The 15721-nt window shown below is 43.5% G+C and carries 18 protein-coding genes; 13 read left to right on the top strand and 5 right to left on the bottom strand.

All coding sequences use genetic code 11. The features are described 5' to 3' along the window. Window positions 1–26 precede the first annotated feature (26 nt). Complete coding sequence (locus tag IKG78_RS15310; protein WP_290945042.1) at window positions 27–1151, top strand: ATP-binding protein; 1125 nt, start codon at window positions 27–29, stop codon at window positions 1149–1151. A 133-nt stretch (window positions 1152–1284) separates the two neighbouring features. After that, a complete protein-coding gene (locus tag IKG78_RS15305; protein WP_290945040.1) occupies window positions 1285–1725 on the top strand; it encodes a L,D-transpeptidase family protein in 441 nt (146 codons plus the stop codon). 38 nt (window positions 1726–1763) lie between these two features. Here the strand turns inward: IKG78_RS15305 and IKG78_RS15300 are convergent, their stop codons facing one another. After that, window positions 1764–2867 (bottom strand): type II toxin-antitoxin system HipA family toxin, encoded by a 1104-nt coding sequence (locus IKG78_RS15300; protein ID WP_290945038.1) that lies wholly within the window; start codon window positions 2865–2867, stop codon window positions 1764–1766. 7 nt (window positions 2868–2874) lie between these two features. Further along, entirely contained in the window at window positions 2875–3159 is a 285-nt protein-coding gene (locus IKG78_RS15295; RefSeq protein ID WP_290945036.1) for a helix-turn-helix transcriptional regulator, read from the bottom strand. Window positions 3160–3485: 326 nt separating this feature from the next. Between IKG78_RS15295 and IKG78_RS15290 the strand changes: the two genes are divergently transcribed. From IKG78_RS15290 to IKG78_RS15280, 3 genes are read left to right on the top strand one after another with little or no spacing between them, the layout of a single operon-like run. Continuing rightward, window positions 3486–3926, top strand: coding sequence for a L,D-transpeptidase family protein (locus tag IKG78_RS15290; protein WP_290945034.1), 441 nt, complete (start codon window positions 3486–3488; stop codon window positions 3924–3926). Between the two features lie 20 nt (window positions 3927–3946). After that, window positions 3947–4621 (top strand): hypothetical protein, encoded by a 675-nt coding sequence (locus tag IKG78_RS15285; RefSeq protein ID WP_290945032.1) that lies wholly within the window; start codon window positions 3947–3949, stop codon window positions 4619–4621. Window positions 4622–4628: 7 nt separating this feature from the next. Further along, window positions 4629–5111, top strand: coding sequence for a hypothetical protein (locus IKG78_RS15280; protein WP_290945030.1), 483 nt, complete (start codon window positions 4629–4631; stop codon window positions 5109–5111). A 14-nt stretch (window positions 5112–5125) separates the two neighbouring features. Here the strand turns inward: IKG78_RS15280 and IKG78_RS15275 are convergent, their stop codons facing one another. Genes IKG78_RS15275 through IKG78_RS15265 form a run of 3 tightly spaced genes read right to left on the bottom strand, consistent with a single transcriptional unit; the run spans window position 5126 to window position 7108 of the window. Then, complete coding sequence (locus IKG78_RS15275; RefSeq protein ID WP_290945028.1) at window positions 5126–5824, bottom strand: hypothetical protein; 699 nt, start codon at window positions 5822–5824, stop codon at window positions 5126–5128. Between the two features lie 30 nt (window positions 5825–5854). Next, window positions 5855–6484, bottom strand: coding sequence for a PH domain-containing protein (locus tag IKG78_RS15270; protein ID WP_290945026.1), 630 nt, complete (start codon window positions 6482–6484; stop codon window positions 5855–5857). A 60-nt stretch (window positions 6485–6544) separates the two neighbouring features. Further along, window positions 6545–7108 carry a hydrolase gene (locus IKG78_RS15265; RefSeq protein WP_290945025.1) on the bottom strand — a complete coding sequence of 188 codons (564 nt, stop codon included), beginning with the start codon at window positions 7106–7108 and terminating at the stop codon, window positions 6545–6547. A 317-nt stretch (window positions 7109–7425) separates the two neighbouring features. Here IKG78_RS15265 and IKG78_RS15260 point away from each other — a divergent pair, with 317 nt between their 5' ends. The 8 genes from IKG78_RS15260 to IKG78_RS15225 all read left to right on the top strand — a co-directional run bounded on the left by IKG78_RS15260 (window position 7426) and on the right by IKG78_RS15225 (window position 15655). Then, a complete protein-coding gene (locus IKG78_RS15260; RefSeq protein WP_290945024.1) occupies window positions 7426–8781 on the top strand; it encodes an O-acetylhomoserine aminocarboxypropyltransferase/cysteine synthase family protein in 1356 nt (451 codons plus the stop codon). After that, window positions 8781–9740, top strand: a complete 960-nt coding sequence (locus tag IKG78_RS15255; protein WP_290945022.1) for a 50S ribosomal protein L11 methyltransferase — start codon at window positions 8781–8783, stop codon at window positions 9738–9740. Before IKG78_RS15260 ends, IKG78_RS15255 begins: the two co-directional genes overlap by 1 nt. Before the next feature lie 7 nt (window positions 9741–9747). Further along, window positions 9748–10350 (top strand): dimethylsulfonioproprionate lyase family protein, encoded by a 603-nt coding sequence (locus IKG78_RS15250; protein WP_290945019.1) that lies wholly within the window; start codon window positions 9748–9750, stop codon window positions 10348–10350. Window positions 10351–10471: 121 nt separating this feature from the next. After that, a complete protein-coding gene (locus IKG78_RS15245) occupies window positions 10472–11020 on the top strand; it encodes a DUF6803 family protein (protein ID WP_366075599.1) in 549 nt (182 codons plus the stop codon). A gap of 117 nt (window positions 11021–11137) precedes the next feature. Further along, a complete protein-coding gene (gene bioB, locus IKG78_RS15240; protein ID WP_290945015.1) occupies window positions 11138–12127 on the top strand; it encodes a biotin synthase BioB in 990 nt (329 codons plus the stop codon). 19 nt (window positions 12128–12146) lie between these two features. After that, window positions 12147–12743: a LysE family transporter gene (locus IKG78_RS15235; protein WP_290945013.1), complete on the top strand. Its 597-nt coding sequence runs from the start codon at window positions 12147–12149 to the stop codon at window positions 12741–12743. A gap of 525 nt (window positions 12744–13268) precedes the next feature. After that, entirely contained in the window at window positions 13269–14747 is a 1479-nt protein-coding gene (locus IKG78_RS15230) for an N-6 DNA methylase (protein ID WP_290945011.1), read from the top strand. After that, the gene (locus IKG78_RS15225) at window positions 14744–15655 is read left to right on the top strand and encodes a BsuBI/PstI family type II restriction endonuclease (protein ID WP_290945009.1); all 912 of its coding nucleotides are present in this window, start codon (window positions 14744–14746) and stop codon (window positions 15653–15655) included. Before IKG78_RS15230 ends, IKG78_RS15225 begins: the two co-directional genes overlap by 4 nt. The last annotated feature ends 66 nt before the right edge of the window (window positions 15656–15721 follow it).

Below are 15721 nucleotides of genomic sequence, written 5' to 3'. Positions count from 1 at the left end.
TTACAAAATGTTAAACGGAGGCGTATATGGAAAATCCATTTGTCTTGCAACCTTACAAAAACGCAGAACTTTTTTGCGATCGAGAAAAAGAAACTCAGGAAATCATCGATGACTTGCTAAACGGAGTCAACGTTACGCTGATTTCCCCAAGACGCTATGGGAAAACAGGACTGATTTACCATGTCTTCAATGAAATCGCCCGTACACGCCCATCCATCACGCTTTGTTACTGCGATATTTATGCAGCAGACTGTCTCGATGGATTCATCAAACTTTTATCGGAATCAATCTTAGCAAGCACAAAGACTGAGTCCCTCATCAAAAAATTCTTTTCGGCTTTGAGCGGGATCCGTCCTCTGGTTTCTTTTGATCCAATTTCAGGAGATCCGCAAGTAAGTATCACATATCAAAATGAAGGTCAGAAGCAAACCACATTAAAAAATATTTTTGATTTTCTAGGAAGTCAAAAGAAATCATTTATCATCGCCTTTGATGAATTTCAAACTATTCGAAACTTCAAGGGTGTGAATATGGAAGCCTTATTGCGAACATACATGCAGCCTTTAAAAAATGTCCGATTCGTCTTTTGCGGCAGCCAGAAGCACGTTATGGCAGATATGTTCGTAAACGAAAAAAGCCCTTTCTACGAAAGCACGCACATCGTCTATCTTGATAAAATCAATCCAGAAATCTACGCAGTCTTCATCAAGAAACTTTTCGGCATGGATAAACGGCATATCGATGACGAAACAATCAATTTTATTTTAGAATGGTGCCGTTGCCACACCTTTTACGTCCAGTATCTTTGCCACCGAATTTTCCGCAACGGAAGCAAGGATATCACCTTAAATGATGTCCGTCAAGCTTGTTCAGAGATTTTGAACGAAAATGTAAACAGCTTCTTGGAACGCCGAAACTTGCTAACCGATAAGCAATGGCAATTTCTAAAAGCCGTAGCCAAAGAAGAAACGGTATTGCAGCCAACTGCAGGCAGTTTCATCAACAAATACAAATTAGGAACCAGTGCCGCTGTAAAACGTGTACTCACATCTTTGATTGACAAAGAACTCTTGTTAGAAACACTTTCTCTTGAAAGCAAGAGCTACTCTGTTTACAATGTATTTCTAAGCCGCTGGTTGGAAACCATTTAACATTTTGTATATTACAAAATGTTTAACACATAACATTTCAAAACATCTAATGATAATTAAACGAACACCCCTCTTACTTTTACTCTCATTTCTTGTGTTCTCTTGCTCTTCAGAAAAGGAATCTCCTAAAGCCATGACCACCTCACCCATCGACAACATTCTCGTAGAAAAGGCGAAGCGCCAAATGCACTTGCGCAACGGCGATAGTGTTGTCAAGACGTACAGAATTTCATTGGGCAAGAATCCTGTGGGAACGAAAGTCAAATCCGGCGACAACAAGACGCCCGAGGGCAATTATACCATCGAACTGCACAACCCCAAAAGCATTTTTCATTTATCGCTGAAGATTTCGTACCCGAACGCGGAGCAAATCAAAGCCGCGAAAGAAGGCAACTACGAGCCCGGCGGCGACATCATAATCCACGGCTACCCGAACAAAGTTCCTGCATTCCTCTTTAAATTCTGGCACAAGTGGAAAGACTGGACCGCCGGCTGCATCGCAGTCACGAACGACGAAATCGAAGAAATCTACGATGCCGTCAAAGATGGCACGCCGATAACAATTAAACCCTAGGCGGCTAGACCCATTCGACTTCGTGCTACGCACGACGCTCAGGGTGACAAGGAAACCACATTCTTGACCTCGCCCATTATCGTGCGGCAGCGTTCCATATTCAGCTTGCAGTTTTCGGCTACGGCGAGGATATCTTTTTCGCACGGTTTTCCGTTCCCGTTGACAGACATTTCGTGTTCAGCCTTCTCGGGTGTTTTCGTGATGTCGTATGCAGGCGAAAGCTTGTAGCCGCTAAGACATTCATCGTACAGGAAAGCAAAATTCTTGCCGTGATCGTCCTTGTTGCCGAATAACACATTAAAGCACATTCGTCTAAAAGCTTCGTAGAGGTCTTCCTTATTGATGCAAATTTTTTCGATGACTTGCAACAGGTGCGTGTAATCGAGGTTCGGAATCCGGTGCGATGTTTCTAGAACAGAAGAAAGCGAAATCATGTGGACTCGCCCGCCATCGCAGTAATCGAAGCGTTTCGCGCCAAAGAATCCCTTATACTTTTTTGACGGGAACAGTTTGAAATCGTTCGTGCAGATTCCCGCTGTACGGGCTAGCGTATTCGCATGAAACTCGTGCTTACCGATATTCGGGACATCATAAGAGCAAGGGAACTTAACAATCCAATGGTCGCCCTTTATATTGAGATGTACCTTCGGGCGCGCGCCGCCGCTGGAGCCGCCCAGCTTGTAGATTTCATCAAGATTCACGCCGTCGTCGCGATCTTTCCAGATGGTTTCCGCCTCTTGCGACAGTTCATCTAAATCAAAGTGTTCCGTCGCCGTCATTTCGGCATAATTCGGTTCATAGCGCAGCCCACCCAAACCGAATTCATTGACAAGCGAAAGCTTGGATAGCGGAGAGATTCTATCTGCATTCAGTCCCTGCCACGCAAGAAGGCGCCTAAACAAGAGTTCACCCCAACCATCCGGCAGCGAATCGTAAAAGACACCGAACAGTCCGCCAAAAGTCGGCTTATTACAAACAAAAACCTTATTCGAAATAGGAAGCGAAAACGGAGAAATAGAGAACCCGTTTTCTTGCCATTCGCGATCGTACTGAAATGCAATTTTTCCATTTACTTCCGCGAGATAGCCCACCACCCTGCCGTTATACTTGACAGTCAACTTTTTCACATCGACGATATTCATCGGCTACCTACAAATCTTTCAAGTTCTGCGGTTCGGGTTTATGGAAAAGGCTCGTAAAATCTTCGAGGCAATCAAGTGCAAGCGCAATTTTCAACAGCGAAAGGAACGCAATTTCGCCCGTAGTTTCAAACCTGCGAATAGACGCGTAACTTACGCCGGAACGCCTGGCGAGTTCCTGCTGCGAAACTTTCATGGCACGCCTGCGAACCTTCATGCGCTCCACCACCCTGGTTGCCGCCGCAGGAACAGTAAGTGTATCCACGAAAGTGCTGATATCGAATTTGTTGTTCATATATGCTAAAATATAAGCAATTTTCATATAAAAATCAAGTAAATTGCTAAAATATTAGCATAAATTGAAGTCAATTTCAGCATTGCCATCATCCATCGTTAATCCTCATCATCGAGATTGAACATTTTCGCATGTTCCTTAAAAGACAACATTACAGTCTCCGTTTTCGGCCACTTTCGCGACCATTTTTGTTTTTCCGAGGCGTCATCGCCATCCAGCTATCCCCCAAAATTGAAGTTGCATACAAAACTTTTGAAGCCCGCCTCCATCGAACACATTTAACATTCTGTATATTACAAAATGTTTAACAAACAACATTTTAAGCCATGCTCATCTCCCCCATCGACAACATTCTCGTAGAAAAGGCGAAGCGCCAAATGCACCTGCGCAACGGCGATAAAGTTGTCAAGACGTACAGAATTTCATTGGGCAAGAATCCTGTGGGAACGAAAGTCAAATCCGGCGACAACAAGACTCCCGAAGGCGACTACACCATCGAACGCCACAATCCCAAAAACGTCTTTCACTTATCGCTGAAGGTTTCGTACCCGAATGCGGAGCAAATCAATGCTGCAAAAGAAGGCAACTACGAGCCCGGCGGAGACATCATGATCCACGGCCACCCGAACAAGGTTCCTGCGTTTCTCTTTAAGTTCTGGCACAAGTGGAAAGACTGGACCGCCGGCTGCATCGCAGTCACAAACGACGAAATCGAAGAAATCTACGATGCCGTCAAAGACGGAACACCAATAACAATTCTTCCTTAATATAAACTATATTACTTATCATGGAAAAGATTTTATTTACCCTATTCACAATTTGCATTATACAAACTTTCGCAGCCAAAGCCACGCCAGAGCAATGGATTGCAAAAGCCAACGGAGTACTGAAAGAACAACTTCGCATTTCATCAAAATATATTTACCCAGGTATTGAACCGAGTAGCGTATTTGAAGCATCTGCAATACTGGATTCAGCAACCAAGGAATACCCCTACCGAATCGACATGTGGCTTGGGCAAGTACAGTTATTCGGCGAAATAAACGAATGCGGAATGCAGTCTAAATTTTTCGACAAGATTAACACATTGCTGAAAACGAAAAAAGATAAATGCGAACTTGCCGGTGGAAAAAAAATCGACAACGCCGAGAAGCTGCTCGAAGGCGAATTTACCATTGTCATAAAGAAATACTTTGATCTGGAGTACGATTCCTGCTACGAACACATGTCTCGCCAGATGTACAAACTTCTTCCCAACAGCGTCGAAGCGTTGAACGCCATGAGCATCCACTACATGCTTCAGAAAAACGACAGTGCGCTAGCACTTCTTGAACGAGCAAATAAAATCGCCCCTACCGATTGCATAGTCCTATCGAACCTAGCACTATATTACGAGCGAAAAGGCGATACGAAAAAAGAAGATGAATACAAGAAGAAAAAAGATTTGTTCTGCAAGGAATAATATTTCCATGAATTCCATTAAAAAGTTTTTAATTTTACTGGCAGCAACAATAGCATTTTCCTGTAGCGACAAGCAAGAACAACCGCAACAGAATTCAGCCGATCACCAGCCAGCCACAGTTCTGCAAGAATCAAGCAACGACAACGCTCTTGATACAAAAGCTATCGAAAAGATCCAAACGTTCTACAGCAAGCATATCTTCGGGAACGAATTCGCGAACGATTCCGTCATTGCTAAGTATTGCACAAAGAGTCTCGCCCAAGAGCTTTCAAAAGCGTACGACAACGAGTTCAGCGATGGTGGCGGCTACGCGGTCTGGAAATTCCGCAGCAACGCGCAAGATGGCGAGAACATTCACGAAGTCGAAAAAATCGAACCTCTTGGCAATGGCAGATACCTCGTTCATTACAACGACATGGGCAACAAAGGTACGCACACCATCTCAATCGTCCAGCAAAACGGCGAGATTTTCTTTGACAAACTAGATTAATTTATTTTTGTCGTCTAAAATTTGATGGTCACATCGACTCGTGTGGCATTAGGATTTTTCGCTATACGAATCATTCCCCAAGTGGAAAAACCAACAAAACCAGCAAGTGACGCTAAGCCCACATGTTTCCAGTTATAGTCTTCATCCAAAGCGTATGACACAGGAATTTCCACCAACATCGCGGCAAGAGCCACAATCGGTGTATAAACAATCCCACCCAATACTCCCCAACCTATGCTTGTTTCGGTATCTTGATACATATGAACCGATTTCACTTGATTGATTTTATCACCAAGAGAATTTTTCAGTTCCTCTTTTTTAAGGGGAATCCATTTGTCCATCGGAGTAATTCTGACTCTAGATTCTTCACAATTTTCCGTCTGATTTCCAAAACAATTCGTTTCGTTTTTGCGAACCACATTCCCCGTAAGAATAGGCTTCCCCGCCTCATCTAAAAATTCGATTTTGCAACGAGGAGAATCATCGCGTTGTGACCAACACCAGTAAAAATTCAAGATAGTCGCTATAGGCGCATTTTCCGCTTGTTCAGCGTCAAGCATAAAAGAAGTCGTTTTCACGGGACGATCAAAATCCAAGAACACCTCTTGAGAAGATTGAAATTCATACGTTCTTATTTCACGTTTTTCGTCATCACTAGCAAAAGAAAATGAAGCCGTTAAAAGTAATAAACAACAAATTAAATAAAATTTCATCTACCCATTCCGTAATTATTCAAATCATTACTACCCGCGATATTTTGTATTATACCCGTGATTTCCTTTGGGGCGCAAGTCGTTAGGGTACATCACATCAGCATACACATCTTGCTGGAGCTTTTTCACGATATTATAGACTTCGATGTAATTGGAAATACTATCGATAGAAATGCCGGCATTCGTAGAAGTCGTTCTTCCGTTCTGCGTTACAGGATTTGCCTGAGCAGACGTCGTGATAACATCCCCCACGCCAAACCATTGGTCAAATATTCCACGGTGCAAATCTACGTGCGAAAGTTCCGCAAACGGTTTTGAATTGTAGTGTTTGCTGAATACACCGCCTGACGCATATATCGCCTTGTCCGTGATGATATAGCTCGTATTGTGGTAACGCCTAAATGACAAGAGCGCCCCGCCGAGATAAATCCAGACCGGCATCAGATGTAGCAACATGAACGGGACTATAAAAAAACCGAGATGTTCATCTTTAGACGACATGGAAAAGCCGATAAAGCCAAAATCAATGATGCCCCAAATCAACGCAAACGGAAGCAGCGGATTAAAGATGCTTTCGAAGATGAAGCACTTTTTATTGGGCTTGCCCGTATAAATTATTTCTTCGTCTTTGCCAATTAACAGCTTAAGTTCGTTGTCCATAAAAAACGCTCCCAAATGACGTTCATTTATAAATTACATTTTTTATGGAATAACGGCAAATTACGGTCTAAAAGATTTAAGAGCGGCGATGGTTCGGGAAATGAGGTCGTTCAGTTCCCAACCGAGGAGGTTTGCACCGCGTTCAATGACTTCGCGAGAGCAGCCTGCCGCAAATTTCGGGGACTTGTACTTTTTCAAGACGGATTTCAGCTCCAAATCCTGTACGCTCTTGGACGGACGCATCAAAACGACCGCACCAATCAAGCCCGTGAGTTCGTCAACGGCATAAAGCACTTTTTCCATTTCATGTTCCGGCTTGACATCCACCGTGATAGACCAGCCGTGACTCGTTGTCGCGTGAATCAGCTCTTCCGAAAGACCCGCCTCTTGCATCAATTCGCGTTCCTTGATGCAATGCTGTTCCGGCCACTGTTCAAAATCAAGATCGTGCAAGAGTCCGACGATTCCCCAGAATTCTTCGTCTTCGCCATAGCCCAATTCGCGAGCAAAATAACGCAATGTTTTCTCTACGATTTCGCCATGTTCAAGGTGGAACGGATCCTTGTTGTATTTCTTAAGGAGTTCAAATGCTCCTTCACGTGTAATGTTTGCTGATAATGCCATGACCCGAAATATAAGAATTTTACGAGGATAATCGCCAGCGTTCGCCCACGTTTTTTCGTGCTTTGAAACGCAATATGCAGCGAGCTATAAATTTTTCTAATTGCTAATGATTACTTATTTCGATAGACAAGAAGTCACTGGATTCCTCACTACGTTCGGAATGACGTGCAAGGCGAGTGTTTTATATCACTAATAAATTAATTCTATAACTCACCATATTAATTTAGTATTGGACAAGGTAATAGTTCCGTTCTATATTTTCGTCGAACAAATAGAAAAATTTAAGAGCAAATATTTTGCTAAAGAGGAGTTTAAAAATGACAAAGACTTCATCTAAAAAGAAAATTGAATCTGCAAAGAATATAGCAAACGTTACCGATCCGAGCACATGGAATTTTGCAACAAAGTGTTTACAGGCTGGCTGGAAACCCAAGATTGGCGAGCCGCGCGTGCTCCCGATTTTTCAATCCACGACGTACAAGTACGAAGACGTCGATGAAGTGGAACGACTCTTTGCGCTCAAGCAATCGGGCAACAAATACACCCGCACAGGAAACCCGACCGTTGCGGCATTCGAAAGCAAGATTACGGAACTCGAAGGCGGCGTGGGAGCTGTCGCGACCGCTTCGGGACAAGCAGCAGTCCTCCTCGCGATTTCGAACCTCGTGAAAGCAGGCGACCATATTGTTGCCAGCAAGACCATTTACGGCGGCAGCTACACATTGCTCAGCGTGCGACTTTCCAAGCTCGGCATTGAAACGACGTTCATCAACCCGGAAGATTCCATCGCAGAACTTCGCAAAGCATTCCGCCCGAACACCAAGCTCATTTTCGGCGAAACGATTGGCAACCCCGCCTTGGGCATTTTGGACTTTGAAAAGTTCTCCAAGCTCGCCAAGGAATTTGACGTTCCATTCCTCGTCGATAACACGCTCGCAACGCCATTCCTCGTGAAGCCTTTGAAACTCGGTGCAAACGTCGTCATTCATTCAGCAACAAAGTACATCGACGGACATGCCGTTGCACTCGGCGGTGTCGTCATTGACGGCGGTAATTACAACTGGGAAAACGGAAAGTTCCCGGACCTCGTGGAACCTGACGCGCAATACGCAAACACTTCCTATACTCAAAAATTTGGCAGAGCCGCATTTATCGCGAAAGCACGTGCTCAATTTTTGCGCGATTTCGGAGCCGCATTAAGCCCGTTCAACGCATTCCTTTTGAATTTGGGCCTAGAAACGCTCCATTTGCGAATGCCGCAACACAGCAACAACGCACTCGCATTGGCTGAATTTTTGTCCAAGCACCCCGCCGTGAATTGGGTCAGCTATCCAGGACTCAAATCTAGCCCGAATTTCAAGCGTATCCGCAAATACTTTGATTATCAAGGCGGCAGCGGTGTGCTCACCTTCGGCCTCAAAGGTGGCAGAGCCGCCATCCGTTCCTTCGTCAAAGCATTGAAAGTCGCCGCCCTCGTCGTTCACGTGGGCGACGCCCGCACAAGCGTTTTGCACCCGGCGACAAGCACGCATTCGCAGCTTTCGCCAAAAGACAGGCTCGCCGCAGGCATCCCTGACGATATGATTCGCGTATCCGTGGGCATCGAAGATCCCCGCGACATCATTGCAGATTTTGAACAAACTATTGCAGCAAGCACCAAAGGCGGTAAGTAATGAGTATAGTTGTAGATGTCAATAAATACCTTGCATTGAACAGTGCGGCAAAACACATCAAAGATTATCTTTCGATTGAAGTTGCCGATCACGCCTACCTGCCGAAAACAGAAGATATCAAAAGCGACTGGGTCGCCTACATTGCAGCCCCTGCATTCAAGCTAATCCGCGAAAAGCTGGGCCACGACATTGATTCATTCGTTTCCATAGGCACTGGATCCGGCATTGACGTGTTGACCGGCATTGAACTTTTGGGAGCAAAACGCGTAGGCTTCACGGATTTGCAAAGAAGCGTTGTTGCAGCCGCGGCACAGAACGTTCGAAGCAATATCAAAGAGACCTCCAAAATCGAATTTGAATTCGGCAACGGCGATCTTTTGCAACCGCTCCAAAACGGCAAGCGTAATTTCGATGTGATTTACGAGAACCTCCCCAACGTTCCGCTTGCAAGCAATACAAAAATTGAAGACAAACGCAACAGCGGGCATTACTTGGAAAAACGCGAAGAGGCTATTCCCGAATTTGTGCATGAACAAATGCTCGACTTGCATTACTTGGCACTCAAGCAAGCACGCGATTACTTAGCCGAAAATGGGGCTGTCTATTCGACGCTCGGAGGCCGCGTTCCGCTCAATGCCTTCATCAAGCTTGGCGAACTCGCCGGACTCCGTTCTGAAATTTTCACGTATTCCTGGAAAGTCCAAGCCGAGCCGGAAGATGTGATTTCGGGATACGTCGCGCAAGAAAAAGCTGGCCTCGGCCCGTTCAGATTCTACCGCGCTGAAGACTTGCAAAAAGCATTTGCAAACATTTCTGTCAAGGATTCCGGCAAACGGGCTTTTGAAATTGAAAAAACTCTCGATTCCGTAAAGCTTACCGCAACCGCCGCATACGAAGCATTCAAAAAAGGCGAAATCATCGGCCATACCGTTGCCGTATTAAAATCAAGTGTAGAATAGGGATGCTATGAAAAACGTTATTCAAAATTTAATTGAGGAATCCCAAAAGTTTCTTTTCAAGAGAGCAAAAATAGACGATAAAATCGGGCTCGAAGCGGCCAATTTTGCAGTCCGTGACATCCCCAAGCCTGTTGGAAAATTCGAGAAAAGCGATTCGCCGTTAGTCCGCTATATCGAAGAAGCCATCAAGCACGGCACCCCCGAAACAGCGGATTTGCTAAAAGCACTAGAACCCGCCCTCCCCTATTTGCCATGGAAATACAATTACGAGCCGCGGCCCGACATGCCTGATTTAGCCGATCAAATGGGATGGGGAGAAATTCTCGGCCCGGAAGCCCCCTACCACGATGAGCATTTTTGTTTCGGCTTTACGCTCCTCGGCAAAAACACCTTTTACCCCTCCCACTTGCACCCCGCCACAGAACTTTACGTTATTTTATCTGGACACGCCATTTGGACACTAGACGGGATTTCAAAAGTACGCGGTCCCGGTGAATTTGTATTGCATCCATCCAATCATATTCATTCCATGCAAACCGAAAACGAACCCATGCTCGCGCTCTATACGTGGAGCGGAAACGATGTCAAAACGCTTTCAAAATATGTGTAAAAAAATTACACTATTTGATTGTCGGGTATCGAAATTTTCAATAACACTTTTGAGAAGTTCATTTTGTACATTACTGCACGAGATGGGGAATATGTCAAACCAATAACAAAGAGGATACAACATGTACTCGACCCACTATATGGATCTGCTGATGCAGAATTCTCCCTGGAATCTGATTCTCTTCATGGCAATTCCTGTCATTCTCGCAGAGACAATCGCCATAACGGAATTGTTCCTGCTCAAATCGCCAAATGCGTACCCGATGCTTTCCAAAGTGAATCACATTGCGGGTGTTCTAGCCGGGCTTGCATTTGTAGGAATCATAATCTATTTTATTCCAAATGTCATTATTCCGCTAGCAACTGCTGGTGAATTCAGAACTTGGATTGATGTCGTAGCCATATTCTCTTATATCCTCGCGGGCATCCCGATGATATTGCTCGCCCTTTTGAACTTGAAGCTTTTATTCCGCAAAGTTATTGAACAGAAAAGAACGACATACGCTATTCTTCTACTTGCGGCATTCCTTGTGCTTTCTCACATCGCCATGATTTTTGGAATGGTTGACCCGGGAATCGCAGGCTACAAACCCAAAGCGAAATCGTTTTCAGAAGTACAAGCCCCCACGCACCACATGGATTCCATGCACGAAGGCCATCACCATCATTAAGTGCCCGTTTTCTGGAAAAACTCCACCGCAAGTCATAGCTTTTTTGTATTAGCCAAGTTCCCACTTGGCTTTTATATTTGTCACAAAAATTCAACAAGCACAACGACGGTTTAAAAAATGGCAATTATAGATTATCTGACGAAGGATTGGGATGAAAGTAAAACACTTACTCGCGAAGAATGTTTGCAGATTCTGAATTTTCCTGACAATCAGCTAGATTTGCTAATTGAAACCGCATTCAAGTTGCGCACGAAGTACAAAGGCAACAGTGTCAACATCCAGCTTTTGACGAACGTCCGTAGCGGCAACTGCACCCAAAATTGTGCCTATTGCGCCCAATCTCGCGATTCCGAAGCGCCCATCGAAAAGTACAAAAGCGTCTCGGACGAAAAGCTTTACGGCGACAACAATCTTGTCGAAGAATTTCACCTATCCAGGCATTGCATCGGGCTTTCGGGCATGGGTTTCACAGACAAAGAAATCGAAGAACTCGCCGAACGCATTGCGCACATGAAAAAATCGGGCACGCATATTTGCTGTTCCATTGGATTCTTGACGGAACATCAAGCCCGCATTTTAAAGGCTGCAGGCCTCGACCGTATCAACCACAACTTGAATACGAGCCGCCGTTTTTACCCCGAGATTTGCAGCACCCACACATACGAGCGCCGCATCCAAAACATTCGCATGTTGCAAAGCATCGGCTTTGAAATTTGCTGCGGCGGAATCATCGGCATGGGCGAATCCAAAGAAGACGTGGTCGATATGCTTTTCGACTTGGTCGCCATCAATCCAGAATCCGTTCCCATAAACTTTTTGTTGCCGGTAAAAGGAACTCGCCTCGCCAACCGCGATATTTCTGGTCTCACATTCGAATACGGCATCAAAATTCTCTGCCTTGCACGTCTGTTGCTCCCTAAATCGGACATTCGCTGTGCAGCAGGTCGAGAAGTCTATTTCAAGGGACACGAGAAGGAACTGTTCAAAGTCGCCGATTCCATTTTCGCATCTGGTTATCTCACCGAAGGCGGCCAAAGCCTAGAAGCCACATTCCGCCAAATCGAAAACGCAGGCTTCACGTGGGCTGTAGAAAGCAAGGACGAATAATCACCGAACAGGTCGCTTAGTGTCATTAGAAGTAGCACTTTCTTTTTTACTATACGCATTCGTCTCGGGAATTACACCGGGACCCGCGAACCTCTGTTCACTCTCAGTAGCGATGGGGAGCGGGAAAAGCACCGCCATAAAGCAGTGGTACGGACTTTTCACCGGATACACAATCGTCTCGCTAATATCTGTTTTTATAGTTTATTTTATCAGTAGTGCATTTGAAAATTTCATCCGAGTATTTGCTTTCGTCGGAGCAATTTACATTGCATATTTGGCAATCAGCCTTTTAATTCAAGCGTTCAAGCCACTCGAAGAAATCCGCAACAGCCGCACAACCGGTAGTTTCCGCACAGGTCTTTTCGTGCAACTCACGAACGTTAAAATCATGGTGTTCTGCCTCACGGCAATCACAACCTACATTCTCCCCTACCACCAAGATTTTCCGCACTTGCTGCTGTTCGGCATACTATTGCCGCTTACAGGCCCCATCTGCAATTTGGCGTGGCTTTTCGCAGGCGTTTTACTGCAAGGGCTTTTCAAAAAGCACCACAGAATATTCTATACACTTATGGGACTCTCGCTATTGTATTGCGCCATTGGGATTGTGAAGTGAGGAACTTTTGTCCACACCTTTTGCAAGTCCGAAAATATTCAACAATACCACACCTACTGTTTTAGACTATCGAATTTTGTTAAAATCCAAACATTTAAATCAGTCATTTTCGTAAAAATCCAAACATTTTACCGGTTTAAAAGGATTAAAAGTCAAAACAAGAGCCTTTGTTTGGATTTAGCTTCCCACATTTGGAGTTCTGGATTGCAAAGCATCTCGTACATCTTCGAAAACATGATTTTTTGTAAGCGTCCATAGCTGAACAGCCATACTTTGGGCTAATCATCTGATAGACTTCGCGATTGTAGTAATCGAGAATGAAGGGTAAAGCAGTTTTGAGATCCATAGCAGAGTAAGATATATATTTCTAGTCAATAAACCAAGAGAGCCAACTACACGAAATTGAGTTTTTTTTCTTACCATTTTTCAATTTGCACTAGTGTACGTTATTAATTAAGCCACTGAAACAAGCAGAATGTCTCAGTTTGTCATTTTACTGACTTTTATTTTATGTATTTTTGAATTATGCTAAACATCATCTGTCAAAAAACAAATGACTTCATATCACAGATGCCCAAAACTTTGAGAAAAGAGTACGGGCAATTTTTTACGAGTATCGAAACAGCTCGTTTTATGTCGTCATTATTTGATTTGGCAGGTTTAAAAAAGAGTGTTTCCATTTTAGATGCGGGGGCAGGTTCCGGCATTTTGGCAATTTCGATTGCAGAAAGAATTTTGCAACAAGATTCTTCGGTAAAAGTTGAAGTTGTGTGCTATGAAAACGATCCACATGTTTTGCCGTTACTCAAGTCTAACCTTGAATTGGTAAAAAAGGAATACAAGAAGTTTTCTTACGAAATCATTGAAGACAATTATATCCTCTCCCAAAGAGATTCTTTCAATGGAAATCTTTTTGCTTCGGAAACGAAGAAATACGACTTGGTTATCGGTAATCCGCCCTACAAGAAAATATCGAAGGATGCCCCAGAGGCTTTGGCAATGCCAGAAGTTTGTCATGGAGCCCCCAATTTGTATTTCCTGTTTGCTGCGATGGGAATTTTCAATCTTAAAGAAAACGGGCAAATGGTTTACATTACGCCCCGCTCTTGGACATCGGGAGCCTATTTTGAAAGTTTTAGAAGATATTTAATCAGCAACTCTTCGTTAGAACGAATACACTTATTTGAAAGCAGAACCGATGTGTTTGACAAGGAATCCGTTTTGCAAGAAACGATGATTTTCAAGTTGAAAAAGCAACAAAATCATTCTCCAAAGGTTACTATTTCAACAACAAATGGAAATGGCGATTTTAGCAAAATACATCATTTCGAGGCTCCATACGATACAGTTGTGTCCCCATTGACCAATTACGTTTATTTGCCAGCAAACAAAGAAAACCTGAAAGTCTTAAAGACAATTAGTTCTTTCGGAAACACATTACCGAGCTTAGGAATGAAAATGAAAACTGGCTTGGTTGTTGATTTTCGTGTTCCTGAGTTACTCGAATCAGAAAAATCTGAAAATAATGTTCCCCTATTCTACAGCCGCCACATCAAAGAAGGAAAAGTTTCATTCCCTGCGGGAATTGAACATGAATTCGTATCCAACGAAAAACAAAGCCTGCTGCAAAAGAATAGAAATTACCTTTTCGTAAAACGATTTACCTCCAAAGAAGAAAAACGCAGATTGCAAAGCGGAATCTACTTAAAACGAAAATTCCCTGGGTATCAATTTATAAGCACACAAAATAAGATTAACTTCATAGATGGCGAAGAAGAACTTTCTGAATGCACAGTTTATGGACTGTACGTATTGTTCAATTCAACTCTTTATGATTCTTACTATAGAATTTTGAATGGTTCAACCCAGGTCAATTCAACCGAAGTAAATTCTATGCCTATTCCGAACCTGATTCAGATTCAAGAAATGGGCAGAAAGCTTATAAAAAGTAAAGATTTTTCAGAAGAGAACTGCGATGAAATTCTTCAGGAGGCCTGTGCATGAACAACGTTGAAAAAATTCGCAATATTTTAATATCTCTAGGCGTTCCTGAAAAGCAGCAAAACGATTTATGCTGTTATGTATTACTTGTCATGGGTAAAATTTACCCAGACAGCAAGTGGAAAGACGCGAAAAACGAATGGATACGCATTCATGACATGATGAGTTTTATCAACATGTTCTATCGTGAAACCCCATACGCAGAAAACACACGCGAAACCGTTCGTAAAAATGCACTTCATCATTTTAGAACAGCAGCATTTGTTGAAGATAATGGATTAGCAACGAACAGCCCTAATTACCGCTATCGACTGACAGAAGAATTTTTAGAAGTCTTAAAAGCAAACGGCTCGGAAGAATCTGTCAAAAAATTTTTGAAAAAGCATGATTCACTCAAGCATATTTACGCTTCAAAGAAAGACAAGCAAAAACAAGCCCTATCTGTGAATGGATTGCAGTTAACTCTTTCGCCAGGCAAACACAACAAGCTGCAAAAAGCGATTATCGAAGATTTTGCACCTAGATTTGCACCAAACTCCAAATGTCTATATGTGGGCGATACTACCGAGAAAGATTTGGTGAAGGACGTTGAAACTCTAAAGAAGCTTGGCTTTACAATTACACTACACGACAAAATGCCAGATGTCGTCCTTTATGACGCGAAAAAGAACTGGATTTTCTTTGTAGAGGCTGTTACATCTGTCGGACCAATGGATCCAAAGAGAATTGTTGAACTTGGCGACTTGACCAAGAATGTTACCGCAGGAAAAATCTTTGTGACCGCATTCTTAGATTTTGCAACCTATAAAAGATTTGCATCAGATTTGGCGTGGGACACAGAAGTATGGATTGCTGATATGCCTGAGCATATGATTCATCTTAACGGTGATAAGTTCTTAGGACCGAGATAATCATTAAGCCGATTTTTCCATGCGGAAAAACCGATATTCAAAAAAAAAGAAATTTTAAGATTTCTT

Source organism: Fibrobacter sp. (assembly GCF_017545445.1).
Lineage (GTDB): Bacteria > Fibrobacterota > Fibrobacteria > Fibrobacterales > Fibrobacteraceae > Fibrobacter.
This window is presented reverse-complemented; position numbering and strand designations above follow the sequence as displayed.

Bases quoted from the DNA above. Each gene is read 5' to 3' on its own strand.
- IKG78_RS15310 (WP_290945042.1), top strand. From the start codon at position 27: ATGGAAAATCCATTTGTCTTGCAACCTTACAAAAACGCAGAACTTTTT.
- IKG78_RS15305 (WP_290945040.1), top strand. From the start codon at position 1,285: ATGACCACCTCACCCATCGACAACATTCTCGTAGAAAAGGCGAAGCGC.
- IKG78_RS15300 (WP_290945038.1), bottom strand. From the start codon at position 2,867: ATGAATATCGTCGATGTGAAAAAGTTGACTGTCAAGTATAACGGCAGG.
- IKG78_RS15295 (WP_290945036.1), bottom strand. From the start codon at position 3,159: ATGAACAACAAATTCGATATCAGCACTTTCGTGGATACACTTACTGTT.
- IKG78_RS15290 (WP_290945034.1), top strand. From the start codon at position 3,486: ATGCTCATCTCCCCCATCGACAACATTCTCGTAGAAAAGGCGAAGCGC.
- IKG78_RS15285 (WP_290945032.1), top strand. From the start codon at position 3,947: ATGGAAAAGATTTTATTTACCCTATTCACAATTTGCATTATACAAACT.
- IKG78_RS15280 (WP_290945030.1), top strand. From the start codon at position 4,629: ATGAATTCCATTAAAAAGTTTTTAATTTTACTGGCAGCAACAATAGCA.
- IKG78_RS15275 (WP_290945028.1), bottom strand. From the start codon at position 5,824: ATGAAATTTTATTTAATTTGTTGTTTATTACTTTTAACGGCTTCATTT.
- IKG78_RS15270 (WP_290945026.1), bottom strand. From the start codon at position 6,484: ATGGACAACGAACTTAAGCTGTTAATTGGCAAAGACGAAGAAATAATT.
- IKG78_RS15265 (WP_290945025.1), bottom strand. From the start codon at position 7,108: ATGGCATTATCAGCAAACATTACACGTGAAGGAGCATTTGAACTCCTT.
- IKG78_RS15260 (WP_290945024.1), top strand. From the start codon at position 7,426: ATGACAAAGACTTCATCTAAAAAGAAAATTGAATCTGCAAAGAATATA.
- IKG78_RS15255 (WP_290945022.1), top strand. From the start codon at position 8,781: ATGAGTATAGTTGTAGATGTCAATAAATACCTTGCATTGAACAGTGCG.
- IKG78_RS15250 (WP_290945019.1), top strand. From the start codon at position 9,748: ATGAAAAACGTTATTCAAAATTTAATTGAGGAATCCCAAAAGTTTCTT.
- IKG78_RS15245 (WP_366075599.1), top strand. From the start codon at position 10,472: ATGTACTCGACCCACTATATGGATCTGCTGATGCAGAATTCTCCCTGG.
- bioB (WP_290945015.1), top strand. From the start codon at position 11,138: ATGGCAATTATAGATTATCTGACGAAGGATTGGGATGAAAGTAAAACA.
- IKG78_RS15230 (WP_290945011.1), top strand. From the start codon at position 13,269: ATGCTAAACATCATCTGTCAAAAAACAAATGACTTCATATCACAGATG.
- IKG78_RS15225 (WP_290945009.1), top strand. From the start codon at position 14,744: ATGAACAACGTTGAAAAAATTCGCAATATTTTAATATCTCTAGGCGTT.